This is a genomic window from Microbacterium sp. B35-30 (assembly GCF_010634855.1).
In the GTDB taxonomy this organism is placed as follows: Bacteria; Actinomycetota; Actinomycetes; order Actinomycetales; family Microbacteriaceae; genus Microbacterium.
The window spans coordinates 181,811-198,582 of the sequence record NZ_MWLQ01000017.1; the positions used below are offsets into that span (position 1 = coordinate 181,811).

Annotated in this window: 14 protein-coding genes and 1 pseudogene; 3 read left to right on the forward strand and 12 right to left on the reverse strand. The window is 70.5% G+C overall.

Going from position 1 to position 16,772, the window contains the following annotated elements; translation table 11 throughout:
* The first annotated feature begins 86 nt into the window (after positions 1-86).
* Both B2K11_RS09930 and B2K11_RS09935 read left to right on the forward strand, forming a co-directional pair.
* Complete coding sequence (locus tag B2K11_RS09930; protein ID WP_163618110.1) at positions 87-833, forward strand: IniB N-terminal domain-containing protein; 747 nt, start codon at positions 87-89, stop codon at positions 831-833.
* Positions 834-1,117: 284 nt separating this feature from the next.
* The gene (locus tag B2K11_RS09935) at positions 1,118-1,624 is read left to right on the forward strand and encodes a hypothetical protein (RefSeq protein WP_163618111.1); all 507 of its coding nucleotides are present in this window, start codon (positions 1,118-1,120) and stop codon (positions 1,622-1,624) included.
* Here B2K11_RS09935 and B2K11_RS09940 read toward each other — a convergent pair.
* The 3 genes from B2K11_RS09940 to B2K11_RS09950 all read right to left on the reverse strand — a co-directional run bounded on the left by B2K11_RS09940 (position 1,520) and on the right by B2K11_RS09950 (position 6,283).
* Positions 1,520-3,076 (reverse strand): dynamin family protein, encoded by a 1,557-nt coding sequence (locus B2K11_RS09940; protein ID WP_163618112.1) that lies wholly within the window; start codon positions 3,074-3,076, stop codon positions 1,520-1,522. The genes B2K11_RS09935 and B2K11_RS09940 overlap by 105 nt on opposite strands.
* Complete coding sequence (locus tag B2K11_RS09945; protein ID WP_239525923.1) at positions 3,073-4,968, reverse strand: dynamin family protein; 1,896 nt, start codon at positions 4,966-4,968, stop codon at positions 3,073-3,075. The genes B2K11_RS09940 and B2K11_RS09945 overlap by 4 nt, the downstream gene beginning before the upstream one ends.
* A gap of 145 nt (positions 4,969-5,113) precedes the next feature.
* Entirely contained in the window at positions 5,114-6,283 is a 1,170-nt protein-coding gene (locus tag B2K11_RS09950; protein WP_163618113.1) for a hypothetical protein, read from the reverse strand.
* Between the two features lie 164 nt (positions 6,284-6,447).
* Here B2K11_RS09950 and B2K11_RS09955 point away from each other — a divergent pair, with 164 nt between their 5' ends.
* Positions 6,448-7,635: a class I SAM-dependent methyltransferase gene (locus B2K11_RS09955; protein WP_163618114.1), complete on the forward strand. Its 1,188-nt coding sequence runs from the start codon at positions 6,448-6,450 to the stop codon at positions 7,633-7,635.
* A 458-nt stretch (positions 7,636-8,093) separates the two neighbouring features.
* Here B2K11_RS09955 and B2K11_RS20450 read toward each other — a convergent pair whose 3' ends face one another.
* The 9 genes and pseudogenes from B2K11_RS20450 to B2K11_RS10000 form a co-directional block, all read right to left on the reverse strand.
* Positions 8,094-9,155, reverse strand: a complete 1,062-nt coding sequence (locus tag B2K11_RS20450; protein WP_204260075.1) for a DUF4190 domain-containing protein — start codon at positions 9,153-9,155, stop codon at positions 8,094-8,096.
* Complete coding sequence (gene tsaD, locus B2K11_RS09965) at positions 9,152-10,219, reverse strand: tRNA (adenosine(37)-N6)-threonylcarbamoyltransferase complex transferase subunit TsaD (protein ID WP_163618115.1); 1,068 nt, start codon at positions 10,217-10,219, stop codon at positions 9,152-9,154. The genes B2K11_RS20450 and tsaD overlap by 4 nt, the downstream gene beginning before the upstream one ends.
* Entirely contained in the window at positions 10,216-10,782 is a 567-nt protein-coding gene (gene rimI / locus B2K11_RS09970) for a ribosomal protein S18-alanine N-acetyltransferase (protein ID WP_163618116.1), read from the reverse strand. Before rimI ends, tsaD begins: the two co-directional genes overlap by 4 nt.
* Entirely contained in the window at positions 10,779-11,537 is a 759-nt protein-coding gene (tsaB, locus tag B2K11_RS09975) for a tRNA (adenosine(37)-N6)-threonylcarbamoyltransferase complex dimerization subunit type 1 TsaB (protein WP_163618117.1), read from the reverse strand. Before tsaB ends, rimI begins: the two co-directional genes overlap by 4 nt.
* Before the next feature lie 156 nt (positions 11,538-11,693).
* Positions 11,694-12,140, reverse strand: coding sequence for a tRNA (adenosine(37)-N6)-threonylcarbamoyltransferase complex ATPase subunit type 1 TsaE (gene tsaE, locus B2K11_RS09980; protein WP_239525932.1), 447 nt, complete (start codon positions 12,138-12,140; stop codon positions 11,694-11,696).
* Between the two features lie 119 nt (positions 12,141-12,259).
* Positions 12,260-13,384 carry an alanine racemase gene (gene alr, locus B2K11_RS09985; protein ID WP_163618119.1) on the reverse strand — a complete coding sequence of 375 codons (1,125 nt, stop codon included), beginning with the start codon at positions 13,382-13,384 and terminating at the stop codon, positions 12,260-12,262.
* 131 nt (positions 13,385-13,515) lie between these two features.
* Positions 13,516-13,863: pseudogene (locus B2K11_RS09990) on the reverse strand (holo-ACP synthase); the annotation flags it as partial.
* Positions 13,864-13,980: 117 nt separating this feature from the next.
* On the reverse strand, positions 13,981-15,831 hold the full coding sequence (glmS, locus tag B2K11_RS09995) for a glutamine--fructose-6-phosphate transaminase (isomerizing) (protein WP_163618121.1): 1,851 nt from the start codon (positions 15,829-15,831) through the stop codon (positions 13,981-13,983).
* Positions 15,832-15,906: 75 nt separating this feature from the next.
* On the reverse strand, positions 15,907-16,772 hold an 866-nt coding region (locus B2K11_RS10000), incomplete at its 5' end, for a hypothetical protein (RefSeq protein ID WP_204260076.1).

The following is a 16,772-nucleotide window of genomic DNA, read 5'->3' on the forward strand; positions in this document are numbered from 1 at the left end:
CGTCGGCATCGGGGAAACCCCCGATTCACCGAACACACCAACCACCTACTCTCGAGAATGAGCCTCGAAGTGACAGGAGCCGAGACATGACAACACCGCTCGCAACAATCGCCGATGCACTGATCGAGTTCATCCTCAGTCTGCTCAATGACCCCGCGGCAGCCGCGGAGTTCGAGGAGGACCCGGAGGGCACCCTCGCCCGCAACGGGCTCAGTGACGCCTGCGTCGACGACGTCCGGGCCGTCGCGCCGGTGATCGTGGACCGTCCCGACGTGTATCCGAAGCCGGCGGGACAGCCGGCGGCCCCTCCCGGACCTCCGAAGCCGACGACCGTGGAGAAGGAGATCACGAACATCACCCAGTCCTTCTCGATCGACAACCGGGCGACGATCGTCGACCAGTCGGTCAACCAGAACATCTGGGCGGACGGCGACGTCAACCAGATCTTCGACCAGGAGGCTGTGGTCAACAGCGGCGACAACGGCGCCGCCGCCGGCGAAGACGCCACCGTGGACAACTCGAACGACACGACGACCGTCGGCGATGTCAGCATCGGCAACGAGGACACGACGACGAACATCGACGGCTCGTTCAACGACGGTTCGACCAACACCGAGACCGACATCGAGGTCGGCGTCGAAGACTCCGTCAACGACAACTCCACGGATGTGGCGGTCGACGTCGAGGTGGAGGAGTCGTTCAACGACACCACCACGACCGAGACGGCGACCGACGTCGACGTGTCGAACGAGGGCAACTACGAGTCCGAGGACGCGACGGCCATCTCCATCGACGAGACCTACATCGAGCCGGAGTCCGAGGAGGAGTTCTGAGGCCCGACGTGACCGATCCGGAAGACGACGACCGCTCGCGCGCCTTGGCACACCCAAGGCGCGCGGGCGCGCGCCCGAAGCCGCAGCCACCGAGCTTCGGAGATACGGCGCCGGCGACCGGCACGGCGATCGGTCGCGTGCCGGTGGCGAAGCTGCCCGCCTCCGAGGTGCTGGCCCCGCAGCCGAGCCCCTCACGCGACCGGACTCCGCCTCCACCTCCGCCGCGAGAGCGACGTGAAGCGCCTGAGCGTCCGCCGACGGCGAGCCCGAACGTCGCGCCCGTCTTGACGAAGCTTCCGCCGCCGTTCACGGTGCGCCTGAGTCAGCTCCTGTGGGTGCTGAGCCTTCTCACCGGTGGCGTCGCGGTCGTCTACCTGTTCGTGATCCGCGAAGACCTGGTACCGCTCATCACGGAGGTCGTGAAAGGCGTCGCGGAGGGGCGCAGCGAGGAGACCTACACGGCGGCCGCCGACATCCTCTACTGGTCCGTCTTCGCCGTGGCGGTCACCCTGCTGCTGATCCAGATCGTTCTGCTGGTGTCGTTCTCGAATCGCAAGCCGAATGCGCGGTGGTGGCAGCTCGCGACGGTGGTGGGACAGATCGGGCTCTTCCTGCTGTCGTCCGAATTCTTCGCCACCGGTGAGCACGGCACCGTCCTTCGCCAGGTGCTCTTCGCACAGTGGTCGCTAGCCCTCCTCGCGCTCCTCTTCAGCTCGTTCCGCGGCGCTCTGCACTGGACCGCCCGCAAGTACGACGTCCGTCGAGCCGGTGGCGGCGAAGGTGACTTCTGACGCCACCTCTTCGAGACTCCGGATCACCTGACGGGCCACCTCGACCGTCGCCCGTTCCGCGATCGGAGACGCGCTGAGCTTTCGCCATCGCGCCAGGAGCTCCTCGACCTTCTCGCGCAGCTCTGACTGCGTCACCGAATCGGGCAGCCCGAGGCGGGCCGATGCGGACGGGCCCTCACCTCCGATGATCCGCTCCGCCTCGGTGGCGTCGGACCGGCTCAACGGCAGATCGGACGACCGCGCGCGGGCCAGGAGCGACAGTTCGCGCAGCGAGTGCGCGGAAGCGTAGATCCGCTCCACTCCCCCGACGATCGTCTCGGTGCCGGGCCGCGGGCTGTCGCGCAGAAGCGTCTGGAGGGCGTCGAGCACACCCCGCACTTTGAGCGCTGCCGCTCGCGTACGGAACTGCAGCCGAATGAACTGCTGGAGTTCGTTGAGCCCGCTCTGCTGCACGAGCAGCTCCGACAGTTGTGTGGAGTCCGTGGCGCCGGCGCGGATGAGCGCGCTCGCGAGACGCACGCCGAAGATGCCGAAGCGGCTCAGGAGCTGACGGCGAACCTCCTCGCTCAGCGACATCGAATCGGAGGGTCGCACGAACCGATCGGCAGAGACCATGAGCGCCTCTCGTGCCTTGCGCTCGAGGGAGGCGAGCTCCTGGAAAGAGCTGAACTCGTCCTCGCGCATCGTCCGTGCGCTCTCGGCGAGGAGTCCGGCGACCGGGACCACACCGAGCGACAGCGCCGCGAGCTCGCCGTCCTTCTCGTAGCGCCGCGCGACCTTGCCGGCCGACAGCAGGGAGTCGATGCGGCCGGCGCCGATCTCGTCCGCACGGGACAGCACGGCCACGGCGTTGACCGTCTGTGAAGCCCCTGCCGCGGTGTCGCGGAAAGACTCCAGGAACTTGAGGTCGGACGCGTGCATATGGCGCATGAGGTACACGATCGCGTCGGCCGACGACGGCTCGGTCTCGGGAACGAGGAAGTCCGTGGAGCGGGCCGATACGTCCTTCGAGAGCGATGCGATGCCGGGCGTGTCGATGAGGATGAGATTGCGCAGCCCGGTCGACGGCCACCCCACATCGATCCAGGCCGTCTCGTCCGGCGAGATGTCGCCGAGCTCGAGCACGAGGCGGCCCTCTTCGCGACGGATCGGCATGCGCCGCGGCGGCCCGTCGTGGGGGTGGAGCGTGATGGTGGGCGTCGCCGAGTACCGATACCACGTGACCACCCGGGTGCACTCGCCGGCGTCGGTCGGCGCGAGCCGCTCGCCCAGCATCGCGTTCAGGAGTGTGGACTTCCCGGCCTTCACCATCCCCGCGATGGCCAGACGCAGCGGCTCCCGCAGCCGCCGATCCAGGTCGGACAGCACGTCCATGGCCGCGGGGTCATCGATATAGAGCTCCGATGCGGCGCGGATCAGGGCGGCCGTATCGTCTTGGGTGGTGGTCCTCACCGCTTCGCCGCCTCCAGGGCCCGCGCCGGGGGCAGCGCGGGGATCCTGGCCCTGAGCGCCTCGAGCTGCTGCACCTGGGCGTTCAGCTCCTTCACCCGCTTCTCGCTCTCTCCGGCATAGGTGCCGGCCGCCTGCTTGGCGGCGAGCACCGCATCGGACAAGGAGCGGTGGATCTCATCGGCCATGCTGCCGAAGTGGTCGCGCGCCGCCCGCTGGACGAGGCGCAGGCGGTCCTTCAGCTGCTTGCCCACCTGGAACTGCACCTCATCGAGGTACTTGCGGACGAGCGACTTCGCCTCGAACCGCCGGCGGGACAGCCGCGAGCTCATGTCTTCGCGATACGCCCGGCGGCCGACGAGCACACCGGCGAGGAGTGAGAGCGGGTTGATGAGGGTCAAGCCGATGAGGCCGGTCGCGAGGCCCACCATGAGCACGCCGCCATACGAGCCGCGGACGCCGATGAAGATCTTCTCGGCTGCGCCCATCTGACGATGGCCGAGGTCGGACAGACCCTCCACCGGGTCCAGCACGCCCTCGGTGTCGCCCACGTCGATGAGCGGGAGGCCGGCTTCACCTTCGCTGAACAGCTCGGCGACCTCCTCCGACAGCCACCGTGAGCGCTCGTCGGTCCACACGAACGTCTCCGAGACTGCCGCCGACACCCGCTGGTCGAGCCATTCGGTGATCTGGTCCCAGATGGGGCCGGGGTCGCCCTCGTCGATCGCATCCTCGGCCTCGCGCTGCACCTTGCGGAGTCGATCACGGAGGTCGTGCTCCATGTCGGAGATGAGGTCGGCGACGCCGTCGTTGAGGGTGATCTGCCACTTGGACGAGCGACCGCGGAAGTCGTCCGCGCGCGCCTTGGCATCTTCGAGCTGCGCGATGAGCCTCGGGGTGTCCTCCGGGTGGAGGATCGCCTCCAGCTCGGAGGTGAGCGACATCTTCAGCTGTTCGACCACCGACACCAGATCGTGCACGGCGCTGCGCGCATGGATGATCTCCGCGCGGCCGAGCACCTCCTGCCGGAGGTGCGCCACGAGCGCGGGGAATCCGGACTCGCTGTTGAGCTCGCGGTCCTGCTCCTCGGCCGCGATGAGGCGCAGATCGCTGGAGACCGCGAAGATCGGGACGTCCCCGATGTCGCCGAGATGCGCGCGATCGATGCGCTCGATGTCGCGCCACTGCGGGTACATGTCGGTCTTCGCGAGCACGGCGGCCACGTTGGGCGACACGCGCATGGCGTGCTTGAGGAACTGCACCTCGGGCTCGGTGTACTCCTGCGAGGCATCGGACACCAGCAGGACGGCATGCGCCGATGACAGCGCCGCCAGAGTGGCGAGGGCGTTCGTCGAGTCGAGGCCTCCGACACCGGGTGAATCCACCAGTCGGAGTCCGCCCTTGAGCAGTTCGCGAGGGAGCACGACCTCGGCGGCGACGACTCTGCGCTCGTTGGCGGGGTTGCCGCGCTCCGACACGAACTGTGCGATGTCTTCCAGCGCGATCTGCTGACGGACCGGCGCTTCGGACTCGTTCGCGGACTGCAGGGTCACCCATGCGTCGGGGGTTGCCGCATAGCCGACCGAGGTCGGCACGCTCGTGGCCACGTCATCGTCGACGGGGCACACCGGGGCGTTCACGAGGGCGTTGATGAGCTTGCTCTTGCCCTGCTTGAACTCGCCGACGACGATGACCCGCACGTTGGGGTCCTGCAGTCGTTCGTGGGTGTGCTCCAGCCGCCGCGCCAGGTCCGCGCGCCCCGTCGATGAGGCGAGCTGACCGACGTTGTCGACGATCGTGACGAGCGCCTTGCTCGTCGAACGCTCCACCGCGGACGGCACCGCCGGCTCGGCATCCTCCCGGCTCGGTTTGTTGACGACTACAGCTTCAGACACGTGTGTCCCCCTCGACGCATGTCCCCCGCATCACGCTACGGCATCCGAGCGGCCTCGGGGTTGCGGACCGGGCGATCGATCCGCATCGCAAACTGGTCTTGCCCGGCCGCCTCGAGAGAGGCGACCGGGCAAGGGTAGAGAGGGATCAGAGGTCGATGAGGTTGTCGCCTGCGACGTCCCCACCAGGGCTGAAGTAGTTGCCGCTGTTCTCCCACTCGAAGTCGTTCTCGACCTCGGTGTTGAACTCCTCGTTGAAGGCGTCCTCGATCTCGACCTCGACGTTGGTGTTGTCGGAGTAGTCGTTGAACGAGTCGTCGATCTCGACCTCGAACTCGTTCCACTCGTTGGTCGAGTTGTCCTGGAACGAGTCGTTGATGTGGGTCTCGATCCAGGTGTTGCCGATCGAGACGTCGCCGACCTCGGTGTTGGTCCACGAGTTGTCGACGGTCGCGTCGTCGCCCGCGGCAGCTCCGGCGTCACCCGAGTTGACGACGGCCTCCTGGCCGAACCCCTGGTTGACGTCGTCGCCGGCCACGATGGACTGGCTCACCGACTGGTCGACGACCGTCGCACGGTTGTCGAGCTCGAGGTGAAGGGCACCCGCACCCGCAGCCGCAGCCGCAGCGCCGCCGCCCAGGACGCCGCCGATGCTGAGGTCGCCGCCGACGCCGGTGTTGTACTGGCGCACGCCGACGGTGACGGAGTCGTCGTTGAGCGTGGTCTCGTTGAAGGAGTCCGTGATGTCGACGTCGATGTCGGTCTCGTTGTACGAGTCCTCGTTGCCGACGTCTTCGACGTCGACGTCGGTCTCGTTGTACGAGTCCTCGTTGCCCGAGTCCTCGATGTCTACGTCGGTCTCGTTGCCCGAGTCTTCGATGTCGACGTCGGTGTCGTTGTACGAGTCCTCGTTGCCCGAGTCCTCGATGTCGACCTCGAGGTCGTTCTCGGTCGAGTTGTCGGTGTTGCCCGAGAAGTTGCCGTTGCCGGAGTCGTCGATGTCGGTGGCGTCGCCACCCACGTTGTCGGAGAAGTTGCCGTTGCCGGAGTCCTCGACGTCGACGTCGGTGTTGCCGATCTCGTTGTCGGAAGCGATGTCGTTGCCGACGGCGCTGTTCACGTTGTTGTCGTCGTTGCCGACCGCACTGTTGACGTTGTTGTCCTCGACGTCGACGTCCGTGTCGTTGCCGACCACGTTTCCGTCGTTGCCGACAACGTTGTCCTCGACCTCGACGTCGGTGTTCCCGACCTCGTTGTTGGAGAGGACGTCTTCGATGTTCGTCTGAACACCCAGCACGTTGGTGTTGTCGTCAGCCATGATTGATCCTTTTCTCGCTGAGCCAGGGTGGCGGTGTATGAAGAGTCTCTTCCCAGGCGGTCGCGGCCACATCCGGAGGTTCCCCGCACTTCCCCCCTCCGTGGAGGGGGATCCGGTCGGGGGTTTCGGGGATGCACCCCGGGGTACCCCCGTAGGCTCGGCGGGTGGAACTCTCCGAATTCGAGGCGCTCCTGACGCCCGAGGGACTCCGGCTGCTCGACGCCATGCCGCCGGTCGACTCGTCCGACGACGTCGCGCGGGCGGTGACCCGGCTGCGCCGCGACGGCCACTCCCCCGATCTCGTCTCCGCCGTGGTCGGGCAGGCCCGCCTTCGCACGCGCGGGCGCGCGAAGTTCGGTGATCTCGCCGAGCGGATGCTGTTCACCCGGGCGGGTCTCGAACAGGCGACGCGCCTGTCCATCGCCGCCCGCCATGCCGCGCGGTTCCGCGACACCGGCTTCACGCACATCGCCGATCTCGGCTGCGGCATCGGGGGCGACGCCCTCGGTCTCGCCGGGCTCGGGCTGCGTGTCACCGCCGTCGACGCGGACGAGGTCACCGCCGGCATCGCCGCATACAACCTCGCCCCGTTCGGCAGCGACGTAGAGGTGCGCCTCGGCACGGCCGAGACCACCGACCTCGACGGCATCGACGCCGTCTGGCTCGACCCCGCGCGGCGCACGGCCGGGCACACCGAGACCGCCCGCACCCGGCCGGCGGACTGGTCACCGTCGCTGGAGTGGGTCTTCGACCTCGCGCGACACATGCCCGTCGGCGTCAAACTCGGTCCCGGCCTCGATCGTGAGGTCATCCCCGACGACGTCGAGGCGCAGTGGGTGAGCGCGGACGGCTCGACGGTCGAGCTCGTGCTGTGGTCGGGCGCGCTGGCTCGCGAGGGCGTGCGGCGAGCGGCGCTCGTCATCCGCGATGACAGGGCGCACGAGCTGACGGCGGAGACGGATGCCGCGGACGAGCCCGCTCGCGAGCTCGGCGCCTACGTGCACGAGCCCGACGGCGCCGTCATCCGCGCACGGCTCATCGGCGAGGTCGCCCGGAGCCTCGAGGCCGGCATGCTCGACGAGCACATCGCGTACCTCACGTCCGATGCCGCCCTCACCTCACCGTTCGTGTCGACGTTCCGCGTGCGGGAAGTGCTGCCGGCGGAGGTGAAGGCGCTCGGCAAGGCCCTCCGCGAGCGCGACATCGGGCGTCTGGAGATCAAGAAGCGCGGGGTGGATGTCGATCCCTCGGCTTTGCGTACCCGCGTGAAGCTCCGCGGGTCGGCGTCGGCCACGCTGCTGCTCACGCGCATCGGCAACCGGCGCACCGCGATCCTCGCCGACCGGGTCTGAGCCAGCCCCGCTGCTGGCGGTCCGCGATGTCCGGACATCACGGGTTCAGGATGCCGGAACTCGGGCGACTTCTGGACCGCGTCGCAGCCGGCTCCCGCGCGGCGCGTCCGCGATGTCCGGACATCGCAGGTTCAGGATGCCGGACCTCCGGGACTTCTGGACCGCGTCGCAGCCGGCTCCCGCGCGGCGCGTCCGCGATGTCCGGACATCACGGGTTCTGGATGCCGGAACTCCGGGGACTTCTGGACCGCGTCGCAGCCGGCTCCCGCGCGGCGCGTCCGCGATGTCCGGACATCACGGGTTCAGGGTGCCGGAACTCGGGCGACTTCTGGACCGGACGACCGGTCGGCCAGCAGTGGGCACCGCGGGGTCACCGATCGACGTGGTGACGCACCACGCGCACCCGGGGCGCACTTCGCACCCATACGCGCGACGCGCGGGCTTTGCGCTGAACCGCGTCAGCCGATGAGGTTCGCCCGCATCGCGGTGTAGAGCAGCCAGCCTGCGCTGTAGAGGATCGACAGCCCGCCGAGGGTGATCGCCCACACCGCGAGCGCGCGATTCTCGAGCGGACGCCGCAGCGCCAGGATCGCGCAGACCACGGCCACCAGCCCGATGGGGAAGCCCCAGCCGACGAACAGCGAAACGAGGAGGCCGACGACGGCGAAGGCGAGTGCCCAGCCTGCCAGGCCGCGGTGGAACGCGGAGTCGGTCGCGTGCCACGACGTGTCGTCGGGCGTGAAATCCCCGCCCGGCTCGGCGGGAGCGGTCTCCACGGTGACGGCGACCGGTGCCGTGGGCAGCCGCTGGAACCCTCCGCGGTGCGCCCCTGGGAGTGGCGAGGCGTCCTGCGCGAGATCGACGTCGGGCGAGACCGACGTCACGGTCGGACCGGCCGGTCGCGCGGGAGGCGCCGGGATCGGTGCCGGTTCGCTTGCGCCGATCGTGGGCCGGGCCGCGGCTGCCGGCGGCTCGGTAGCGGCCGACGCCGGGTCGGTCGTCACTGCCGCCGGTTCAGGCGCCGCCGGCGCCGCGTCGGTCGCCGCTGCTGCCGGATCGGTCGCCGCCGCCGGCGCCGCGTCGGTCGTCACTGCCGCCGGGTCGGTCTCCACCGGCGCCGCGTCGGTCGTCACTGCCGCCGGGTCGGTCTCCACCGGCGCTGCGTCGGTCGCCGCTTCTGCTGCCGGCGGCTCGGTTGCGGCCGACGCCGGGTCTGTCGACTCCGCCGTCGGGTCGGTCTCCACCGGCGCCGCGTCGGTCGTCGCCGCCGGCGCCGCGTCGGTCGCCGCTGCCGCGGGGTCTGTCGTCGCCGGCTCAGTCTCGACCTCCGCACGGCCGCTCGTCGGGCCAGCGGGCTCGGTCTCGTCCGCAGGCGGATCGATCGTCTTCGCGGCCGGCCGAGGCGGGGCGGCGGGGGCCGGCTCGGTGGTTTCGGCGGGCGGCGGCGTGGTCGCCGCGCCGGGCAGGACGGGCTCAGGCGTGACGTCGTCGCCGGGCGGCGGCATCCGTTCGTCCGTCATGCCGATTCCGCGACCTGGATCTCGGTGACGGGCAGCGTCGAGTCGGCGCCGAACTCGAGGGTCGAGGGCGCACGCCCCGCCATGATGAGCTCGGAAGTCAGCGCGGCGATCATCGCGCCGTTGTCGGTGCAGAGCGACAGGGGCGGAATCCGCACCGTGACACCCTCGGCCACGGCGCGTTCGAGCGCCACCTCGCGCAGGCGACGGTTGGCGATGACGCCGCCGCCGAGCAGCAGGCGCGGCACGTCGTGGTCGCGGCACGCGGCGAGCGCCTTGGTCACGAGCACGTCGACGACGGCTTCGCGGAAGCTCGCCGCGACGTCCGCGACCGGAACCGGCTCGCCCGCAGCCTCGCGCTGCTCGACCCAGCGGGCCACGGCCGTCTTCAGCCCCGAGAACGAGAAGTCGTAGCGATGCCCTGCCATGTCGGACGCCCGCGACAGCCCGCGGGGGAACGGGATCGCCTTCGGATCTCCGGATGCCGCGGCCCGGTCGATCTCAGGCCCGCCGGGATACGGCAGCCCGAGCAGCCGCGCGACCTTGTCGAACGCCTCGCCGGCCGCGTCGTCCATCGTCTCGCCGAGGAGCTCGACGTCGGTGGTGAGGTCACGCACGAGGAGCAGCGACGTGTGCCCGCCGCTGACCAGGAGCGCGACCGTCGGATACTCCAACGGGGGCGCCTCAGCATCGAGGACGTCGGCCGCGATGTGACCGACGAGGTGGTTCACGGCGTAGAGCGGCTTCTCGAGCGACACGGCGAGCGCCTTCGCCGCACCGACCCCGACCATGAGCGCTCCGGCGAGCCCTGGACCGCTCGTCACTGCGACGGCGTCGAGATCGGCGAGCGCGATGCCCGACTCGGCCAGCGCCGCCTCGATCGAGGGCTGCAGCGCCTCGAGGTGCGCGCGGGCGGCGACCTCCGGCACGACGCCGCCGTAGCGGGCGTGCTCGTCCATCGAGCTCGCGATCGTGTTCGACAGCAGCGTGCGACCGCGCACGATCCCGATGCCGGTCTCGTCGCAGCTCGTCTCGATGCCGAGCACCAGCGGTTCGGCCCGGTTCACGTGCACACTCCTCCTGCAGAACTCCACGGATCCGCGTCGGTCGCCGCGTCCTCGCCGACGCTGAGAGCGGCCGACGAGCGAATCCGTGGAGTTTCGCCGGCGCGCTGAGAGGCCCAGGCCCGCACGTCGACCTTCATCACCACGGCGTCGACATCATCAGGCTGGTAGTACCGCGGCTTCCGGCCGATCTCGGCGAACCCCTCCGACGCGTACAGCTTCTGGGCCACGGGGTTGTCGGCGCGCACCTCGAGGAAGACGTGGGCGACCTCCCGGCGTGCGGCCTCGTCGAGCAGCGTGCGCAGGAGCGACCGCCCCCGGCCGCGGCCGCGCGAGACATCGGCGATGGCGATGGTCTGGATGTCGGCATCCTTCGCCCCGGCGACCGCGCGCAGTCCCGCGTAGCCGACGAGGCGGCCGGCCTCGTCGTCGACGACATACCAGCCGTGCGGCGACACGAGCTCTTCACGCATCATCGCCTCCGACCACGCGTCGGTCGGGAACGACGCGCGCTCGAGCGTCATGATGGCGGCGAGGTCGCCGGCGGTGGCCCTGCGGATGCTCATGCCTCATCCCGCTGCTGTTGGTAGGCCTGTCGCTCGGCCGGCACCGGCGTGCGCTGCTCCCCCGGCGTGCCCGACGCGAGCGGGTTCACCCGCTTCGGGGCGTGGGGCAGGGTGACGTCGGGTGACCGCAGGTAGAGCGCGTCGGCGTGGCTGATCGTCCGCCCGGCCGAGAGGGCGCGCGCCGCGGCGAGGGCGAGCATCGCCGCGGGGATGTGGTCGGCGTCGCGGCGTTTCGCCTCGGCGTGTGCGAGCGCGGCCTCGAGCTCGTCGCGGGGAACGAGTGCGGGCTCGGCCACCCGGATGGGCAGGCCGTCGTCGTCGATCCCTCGGTACAGCGTGTACGCGAATTCACGCCGGCGTGCGTCCGTCACCACCGCGAACGTCTCTGCCGCTCCGTCGTCGACGTCGCCGACGAATCCCCAGTCGGCCGTGAGCGCGCTGTGCAGCAGCAGCTCGAGCGCGACGGCGTCGTGGCTCACGACGGGCACGACGGGCAGGCCACGCCCGAGGGCGAATGTGCGTGCCGCGGCGATGCCGACGCGCAGCCCGGTGAACGGGCCGGGTCCCATTCCCGCGGCGACATGCGTGATGTCGGAAGGGGTGACGGATGCCTCGGCCATCGCCCGCTCGAGCAGCGTGCCGATGACCTCGGCGTGGCCGCGGGGGTCGAGGCTCCGGACCTCGGAGCGGATGACGCCGTCGGGCTCGACGACCGCCACTGCGGAGCCGAGCGACGTGTCGATGCCGAGGATCACCCTTCCAGGGTAGTCGGCGCCCTGCGTCCCTCGGCAGGCACCCCGGCGCCTGGAATCGCGAAAGGGTATGTTTCCGCACGCGGGGCGGCGCTCGCGGTGTGAGGAGACATACGCTTTTGCGATTCCCGGCCGCGAGGAAGCGGATCCGGCGCAGAACTACGGGTGCCGGGCGATCTTGACGAGCCGGGGCGCATCGGCGTCCAGCTCTGCCTCGTGCGCGACGCCGTAGCAGGCGTCGTCCTGTCCCCGCCCGTGCCACTCCCGCTCGAGCTCGACGTCCCACCAATGGTCGCGGATGCCGTCGACCATGCCCCTGCCCCATTCCACGATGACGACCGAGGCGTCGAAGTCGATGTCGAGGTCGTCCAGCTCAGCGGCCGAGCCCAGCCGGTACGCGTCGACGTGCACGAGCGGCGCACCGCCGATCAACGACGGATGGGTCCGGGCGAGCACGAACGTGGGGCTCTGGATCGGGCCCCGCACGCCCAGCCCGCGCCCGATGCCGCGGGTGAGGGTGGTCTTGCCGGCACCGAGCGGGCCGGTGAGCACCACCATGTCGCCGGGGCGCAGCATCCGTCCCATCTCCTCGCCGAGCGCCTCCATGGCCTCGGGCGACGAGATCTCCCGCGTGCCGACGAGTGCGTCGATTCCCTGAGTCACGGTCTTCGAGGTTGCGGTGTCCACGCTCGGTTCAACAACGGGCGTGTCGTCGGCGTTCCCGCTCATTCCGCTACCTGCCGGCGGGCGACCCGGGGGCCGACGCGCGTGACGATCTCGTAGTTGATCGTGCCCGCGGCATCCGCCCACTCCGTCGCGTCCGGAGCGCCGAGCGTCGGATCGCCGAACAGCACGACCTCGTCGCCGACGGCGACGGGAGCGTCGCCCACGTCGACGACGAACTGGTCCATCGCGATGCGGCCGGCGACCGTGAACCGGCGGCCGCCGATCGACACCGGTCCCGCGCCCGAGGCCTGTCGCGGAACGCCGTCGGCATAGCCGAGCGGCACGAGGGCGAGGGTCGTGTCGCGCTCGGCGCGGTAGTCGTAGCCGTACGACACCCCCTTGCCAGCGGGCACGCGCCGTACCGCGGCGACCGCGCCGCGCAGCGTCATCGCCGGTCGGAGGCCCAGGTCGGCCGAGGTGCGGTCGGCGAACGGCGACAGTCCGTACAGGCCGATGCCGATGCGCACGCAGCCGAGGCGCGACTCGGGCAGGTCGATGGCCGCGTGGGTCGCGGCCAGGTGCCGCAGCGGCGGCGCGAGGCCGAGGGTGGCGGCGATGCCGATGCCCTCCTCGAAGGCGCGCAGCGCGGCCCGGTCGTCCTCGACCGAGGCGTTCGAGAGGTGGCTGAACAGGGCGATGACGCGCACCCGCCCGATCCGCTCGAGCCGCGCCGCCTCGGCGAACACGACGCGAGAGTCCTCGGGCGCGATGCCGTTGCGCGACAGCCCGGTCTCGAGTTTGAGGTGCACTCCGACGGGACGATCGGCGGATGCCGCAGCCGCCGCCTGCTGCAGCTGCTCGAGGCTCGAGATGCCGAGCTCGATCCCGCGTGCGGCCGCCTCGGCGAAGTCGGCGCCGGGGGCGTGCAGCCACGCGACGATCGGCGCATCGATGCCGGCCCGGCGGAGGGCGAGTGCCTCGGTGATGTCCGAGACTCCCAGGCGCGTGGCGCCGCCCGCGAGGGCCGCGAGCGCCGAGCGCACCGCGCCGTGCCCGTACCCGTCGGCCTTGACGACGGCGATGATCTCGGAGTCGGTGAGCCGGCGGAGGTGGCGCACGTTGTCCGCGATGGCGCCGACGTCGACGACGGCCTCGCGTAGCGCGCCGCCGGGGAGGCGGCTCATGCGGCCCCCTCCGGGGAGGGGGCGGCCGCACTCAGCGAGCTCCGAGACAGGGGATCCGCGCCGACACCGATGACGTCGCCCTCGGTCTCGGCGCGATTCCCCTGGTTCGGCGAGACCGGGGATTCCGGCGCCGCCTCGGCGATCACGTACGCGGTCGCGAGGCCGGCGTCGTGCGACATCGAGAGGTGCAGCGCGGTGATCCCGCGCTCCGCGATGACGGCGACCGTCGAACCTGTCAATGAGAAATGCGGGCGACCGGATGCCTCGGACGCGATCTCGATCTCGGTCCAGTGCACGCCGTCCGAGCCGCCGAGGGCCTTGATGAGCGCCTCCTTCGCCGCGTACCGCGCGGCGAGCGAGTGCGGCTTCAACCGGCGTTCCGCGTCGGAGAAGAGCCGCTCGACGAGCCGCGGTGTGCGCTCGATGGTCCGCTCGAACCGCGGGATGTCGACGAGGTCGACACCGATTCCGACGATCACGTGAACCTCCTGCCGCGCCGCGCGCGCGGCATCCGTCAGACTATCGCGCCCCGATTCCCGATCCTCGAGCGGGCCGGTGAAACAACCCGCCCCCGCTCGCTCAACGACCGACAGGCCTTATTCCACAGTGACGGACTTGGCGAGGTTGCGCGGCTGGTCGACGTCGAGGCCCTTGGCCGTGGCGAGGCCCATCGCGAAGATGTGCAGCGGCACGACGGCCAGGAGCGGCTCGAAGAACGGGCCCGCGAGGGGGATGCGCAGCACCTCGTCGGCCTTGGGAAGCACCGCGGCGTCGCCCTCCTCCGCGATCGCGATCACGCGGGCGCCGCGGGCGCGGATCTCCTCGATGCTCGAGATGACCTTCTTGTGCATCTCGGCCGACTTGCGCGGCGACGGCACGACGACGAACACGGGCTGGCCGGGCTCGATGAGGGCGATGGGTCCGTGCTTGAGCTCGCCGGCGGCGAAGCCCTCGGCGTGGATGTACGCCAGCTCCTTGAGCTTGAGCGCACCTTCGAGGGCGATCGGGTAGCCGACGTGGCGACCGAGGAACAGCACCGACCGCGTGTCGGCCATCCAGTGCGCCAGCTGCTCGATGCGGGGCTGCTCGCGCTCGAGGATCTGCGCGATCTTCCCTGGAATCGCCTCGAGCTCGCGCACGTGGTCGGCGGCATCCGTGGCGGAGATCGCCCCGCGGATGCGGCCCACGTGCAGGCCCAGCAGGTACAGCGCGGTGATCTGCGCGACGAACGCCTTGGTCGAGGCGACTGCCACCTCGGGGCCCGCGTGGGTGTAGACGATGGCGTCGGACTCGCGCGGGATGGTCGCGCCCTGCGTGTTGCAGATCGACAGGGTCTTCGCGCCGCGCTCGCGCGCGTACTTGACGGCCATGAGCGTGTCCATGGTCTCGCCCGACTGGCTGATCGACACGACCAGCGTGTCGGGTCCGATCACCGGGTCCCGGTAGCGGAACTCGTGCGCGAGCTCGACGTCGACCGGGATGCGGGTCCACTGCTCGATCGCGTACTTGCCGACCTGGCCGGCGTACGCCGCCGTGCCGCACGCGATCACGATGATGCGCGAGATGCCGAGGAAGAGTTCGTCCAGGCCATCGAGCTCGGGGATGACGACCTGGCCGTCGCGCACACGCCCGCGCAGCGTGTTGGCGACGGCGTCCGGCTCTTCCGAGACCTCCTTGGCCATGAACGACGACCAGCCGCCCTTCTCGGCGGCGGCGGCATCCCAGGTCACTTCGAACGGCTCGACCTCGACGGGGTTGCCCGCGAAGTCGGTGACCTCGACGCCGGAGGGCGTGATCGCGACGATCTGGTCCTGCCCGATGGCGAGCGCGTTGCGGGTGTGCTCGACGAACGCCGCGACGTCGGAGCCGAGGAAGTTCTCCCCCTCGCCGAGCCCGATGACGAGCGGCGAGTTGCGGCGCGCGCCGACGACGAGCCCCGGCTGGTCCTGGTGCATCGCGAGCAGCGTGAAGGCACCCTCCAGGCGCGAGACGACGGCGCGGAAGGCCAGGACGAGATCGCCGGTGCGGTCGTACTCACGGCCGAGCAGCACGGCGGCGACCTCGGTGTCGGTCTCGCTGCGGAAGGTGAAGCCGTCGGCGAGCAGCTCATCCTTGAGCTCACCGAAGTTCTCGATGATGCCGTTGTGGATGACGGCGAGCTTGTCGTCGTCGGCGAGGTGCGGGTGCGCGTTGCCGTCAGTCGGGCCGCCGTGGGTCGCCCAGCGGGTGTGGCCGATGCCGGTGGTGCCGTCGGCGAGCGGCCGGGCGGCGAGGTCGTCGCGCAGCACCTGCAGCTTGCCCGCGCGCTTGCGCATGCCCAGGCTCCCGTCGCCGTCGATCACGGCGATGCCGGCGGAGTCGTAGCCGCGGTATTCGAGACGCGAGAGCCCCGAGATCAGCACGGCCTGGCTCGGCCGCGGGCCCACGTATCCGACGATTCCACACATGCCGACAATGGTAGGCGGGGGCTTTCGCAAGGAGCCTTTACGAACCCGTCACCCCGCCGTCTCTGCGGTCCCGCATCAGCCGGTCGGCCGCCGCGTGCGGTCGAACCTCAGTCCGCTCTCCCCTTCCCCGGCTGCGGGACGCACGTGCCGGCCGATCCACTGGACCCATGATCCGTCGGCCCGGCGCGCCAGGCGCGGCACCCGCTGCACCCGCACGCCCTGACGCGGCACTTCGCCCGCGAAGATGATCCGCTGCTCCTCCTCGGACAGCAGCACTCCCGCCGGCTGCACGGTGTCGTCGCCCCGATCCAGGTCCGCCCGCTGGAGCACGACGCCTCGTTCGTCCACGCGCGCCACGTAGGGGAACCAGTTCCCGGGAACGAACGTGACCAGCTCGTAGCCCAGCACCTGATCGGCGGGCTCGTCGCCCGGGTCGATAGGCGGGAGCCCCCGTGCCGACGGCGGCACCACCGGAGACGGATCTCCCGAAGGCGCGGGCACGGTCTGCTCGATCGCCCACACGAGATTCGCGGTCTCGTCCCGCAGGAAGCGCACATCCTCGACCGGGGCGCCCACGAGCGCGCTGGCCGGCGCCGGTGGCACCAGCACGCCCGCGACCTCGGCGCGCTGACCCGGCCCGTCACGGCGGGATTCGGTGACGGTGAACATGCGCCACGGTGCCGAGAACCGGCCGCCTGGCACCTCTGAGGGCTGCTCGTCGGCGAACCACAGAGAGCCGAACGTATCGCGCCACGTCACGCGCTCGACGCGCAGCACTCCGCCGGGCGGGCAGTCGACCGGAAGGACGAGCCAGTCGTCCCCCGTGACCAGGGCGGCCTCCACGACGAGCACGCGAGCGAGTTCGTGCGGGTCCGCCCAGACTTGGCCGAGGTCGAGATCGGCATCCTCGAACTCCCAGAAGCGCGAGGTCGGCATCCCGG

Excerpts from the sequence above, each read along its gene's own strand:
- glmS (WP_163618121.1), bottom strand. The coding sequence starts at position 15,831 with ATGTGTGGAATCGTCGGATACGTGGGCCCGCGGCCGAGCCAGGCCGTG.
- B2K11_RS09930 (WP_163618110.1), top strand. The coding sequence starts at position 87 with ATGACAACACCGCTCGCAACAATCGCCGATGCACTGATCGAGTTCATC.
- B2K11_RS20450 (WP_204260075.1), bottom strand. The coding sequence starts at position 9,155 with ATGACGGACGAACGGATGCCGCCGCCCGGCGACGACGTCACGCCTGAG.
- B2K11_RS09950 (WP_163618113.1), bottom strand. The coding sequence starts at position 6,283 with ATGGCTGACGACAACACCAACGTGCTGGGTGTTCAGACGAACATCGAA.
- tsaE (WP_239525932.1), bottom strand. The coding sequence starts at position 12,140 with ATGGAGGCGCTCGGCGAGGAGATGGGACGGATGCTGCGCCCCGGCGAC.
- rimI (WP_163618116.1), bottom strand. The coding sequence starts at position 10,782 with ATGAGCATCCGCAGGGCCACCGCCGGCGACCTCGCCGCCATCATGACG.
- alr (WP_163618119.1), bottom strand. The coding sequence starts at position 13,384 with ATGAGCCGCCTCCCCGGCGGCGCGCTACGCGAGGCCGTCGTCGACGTC.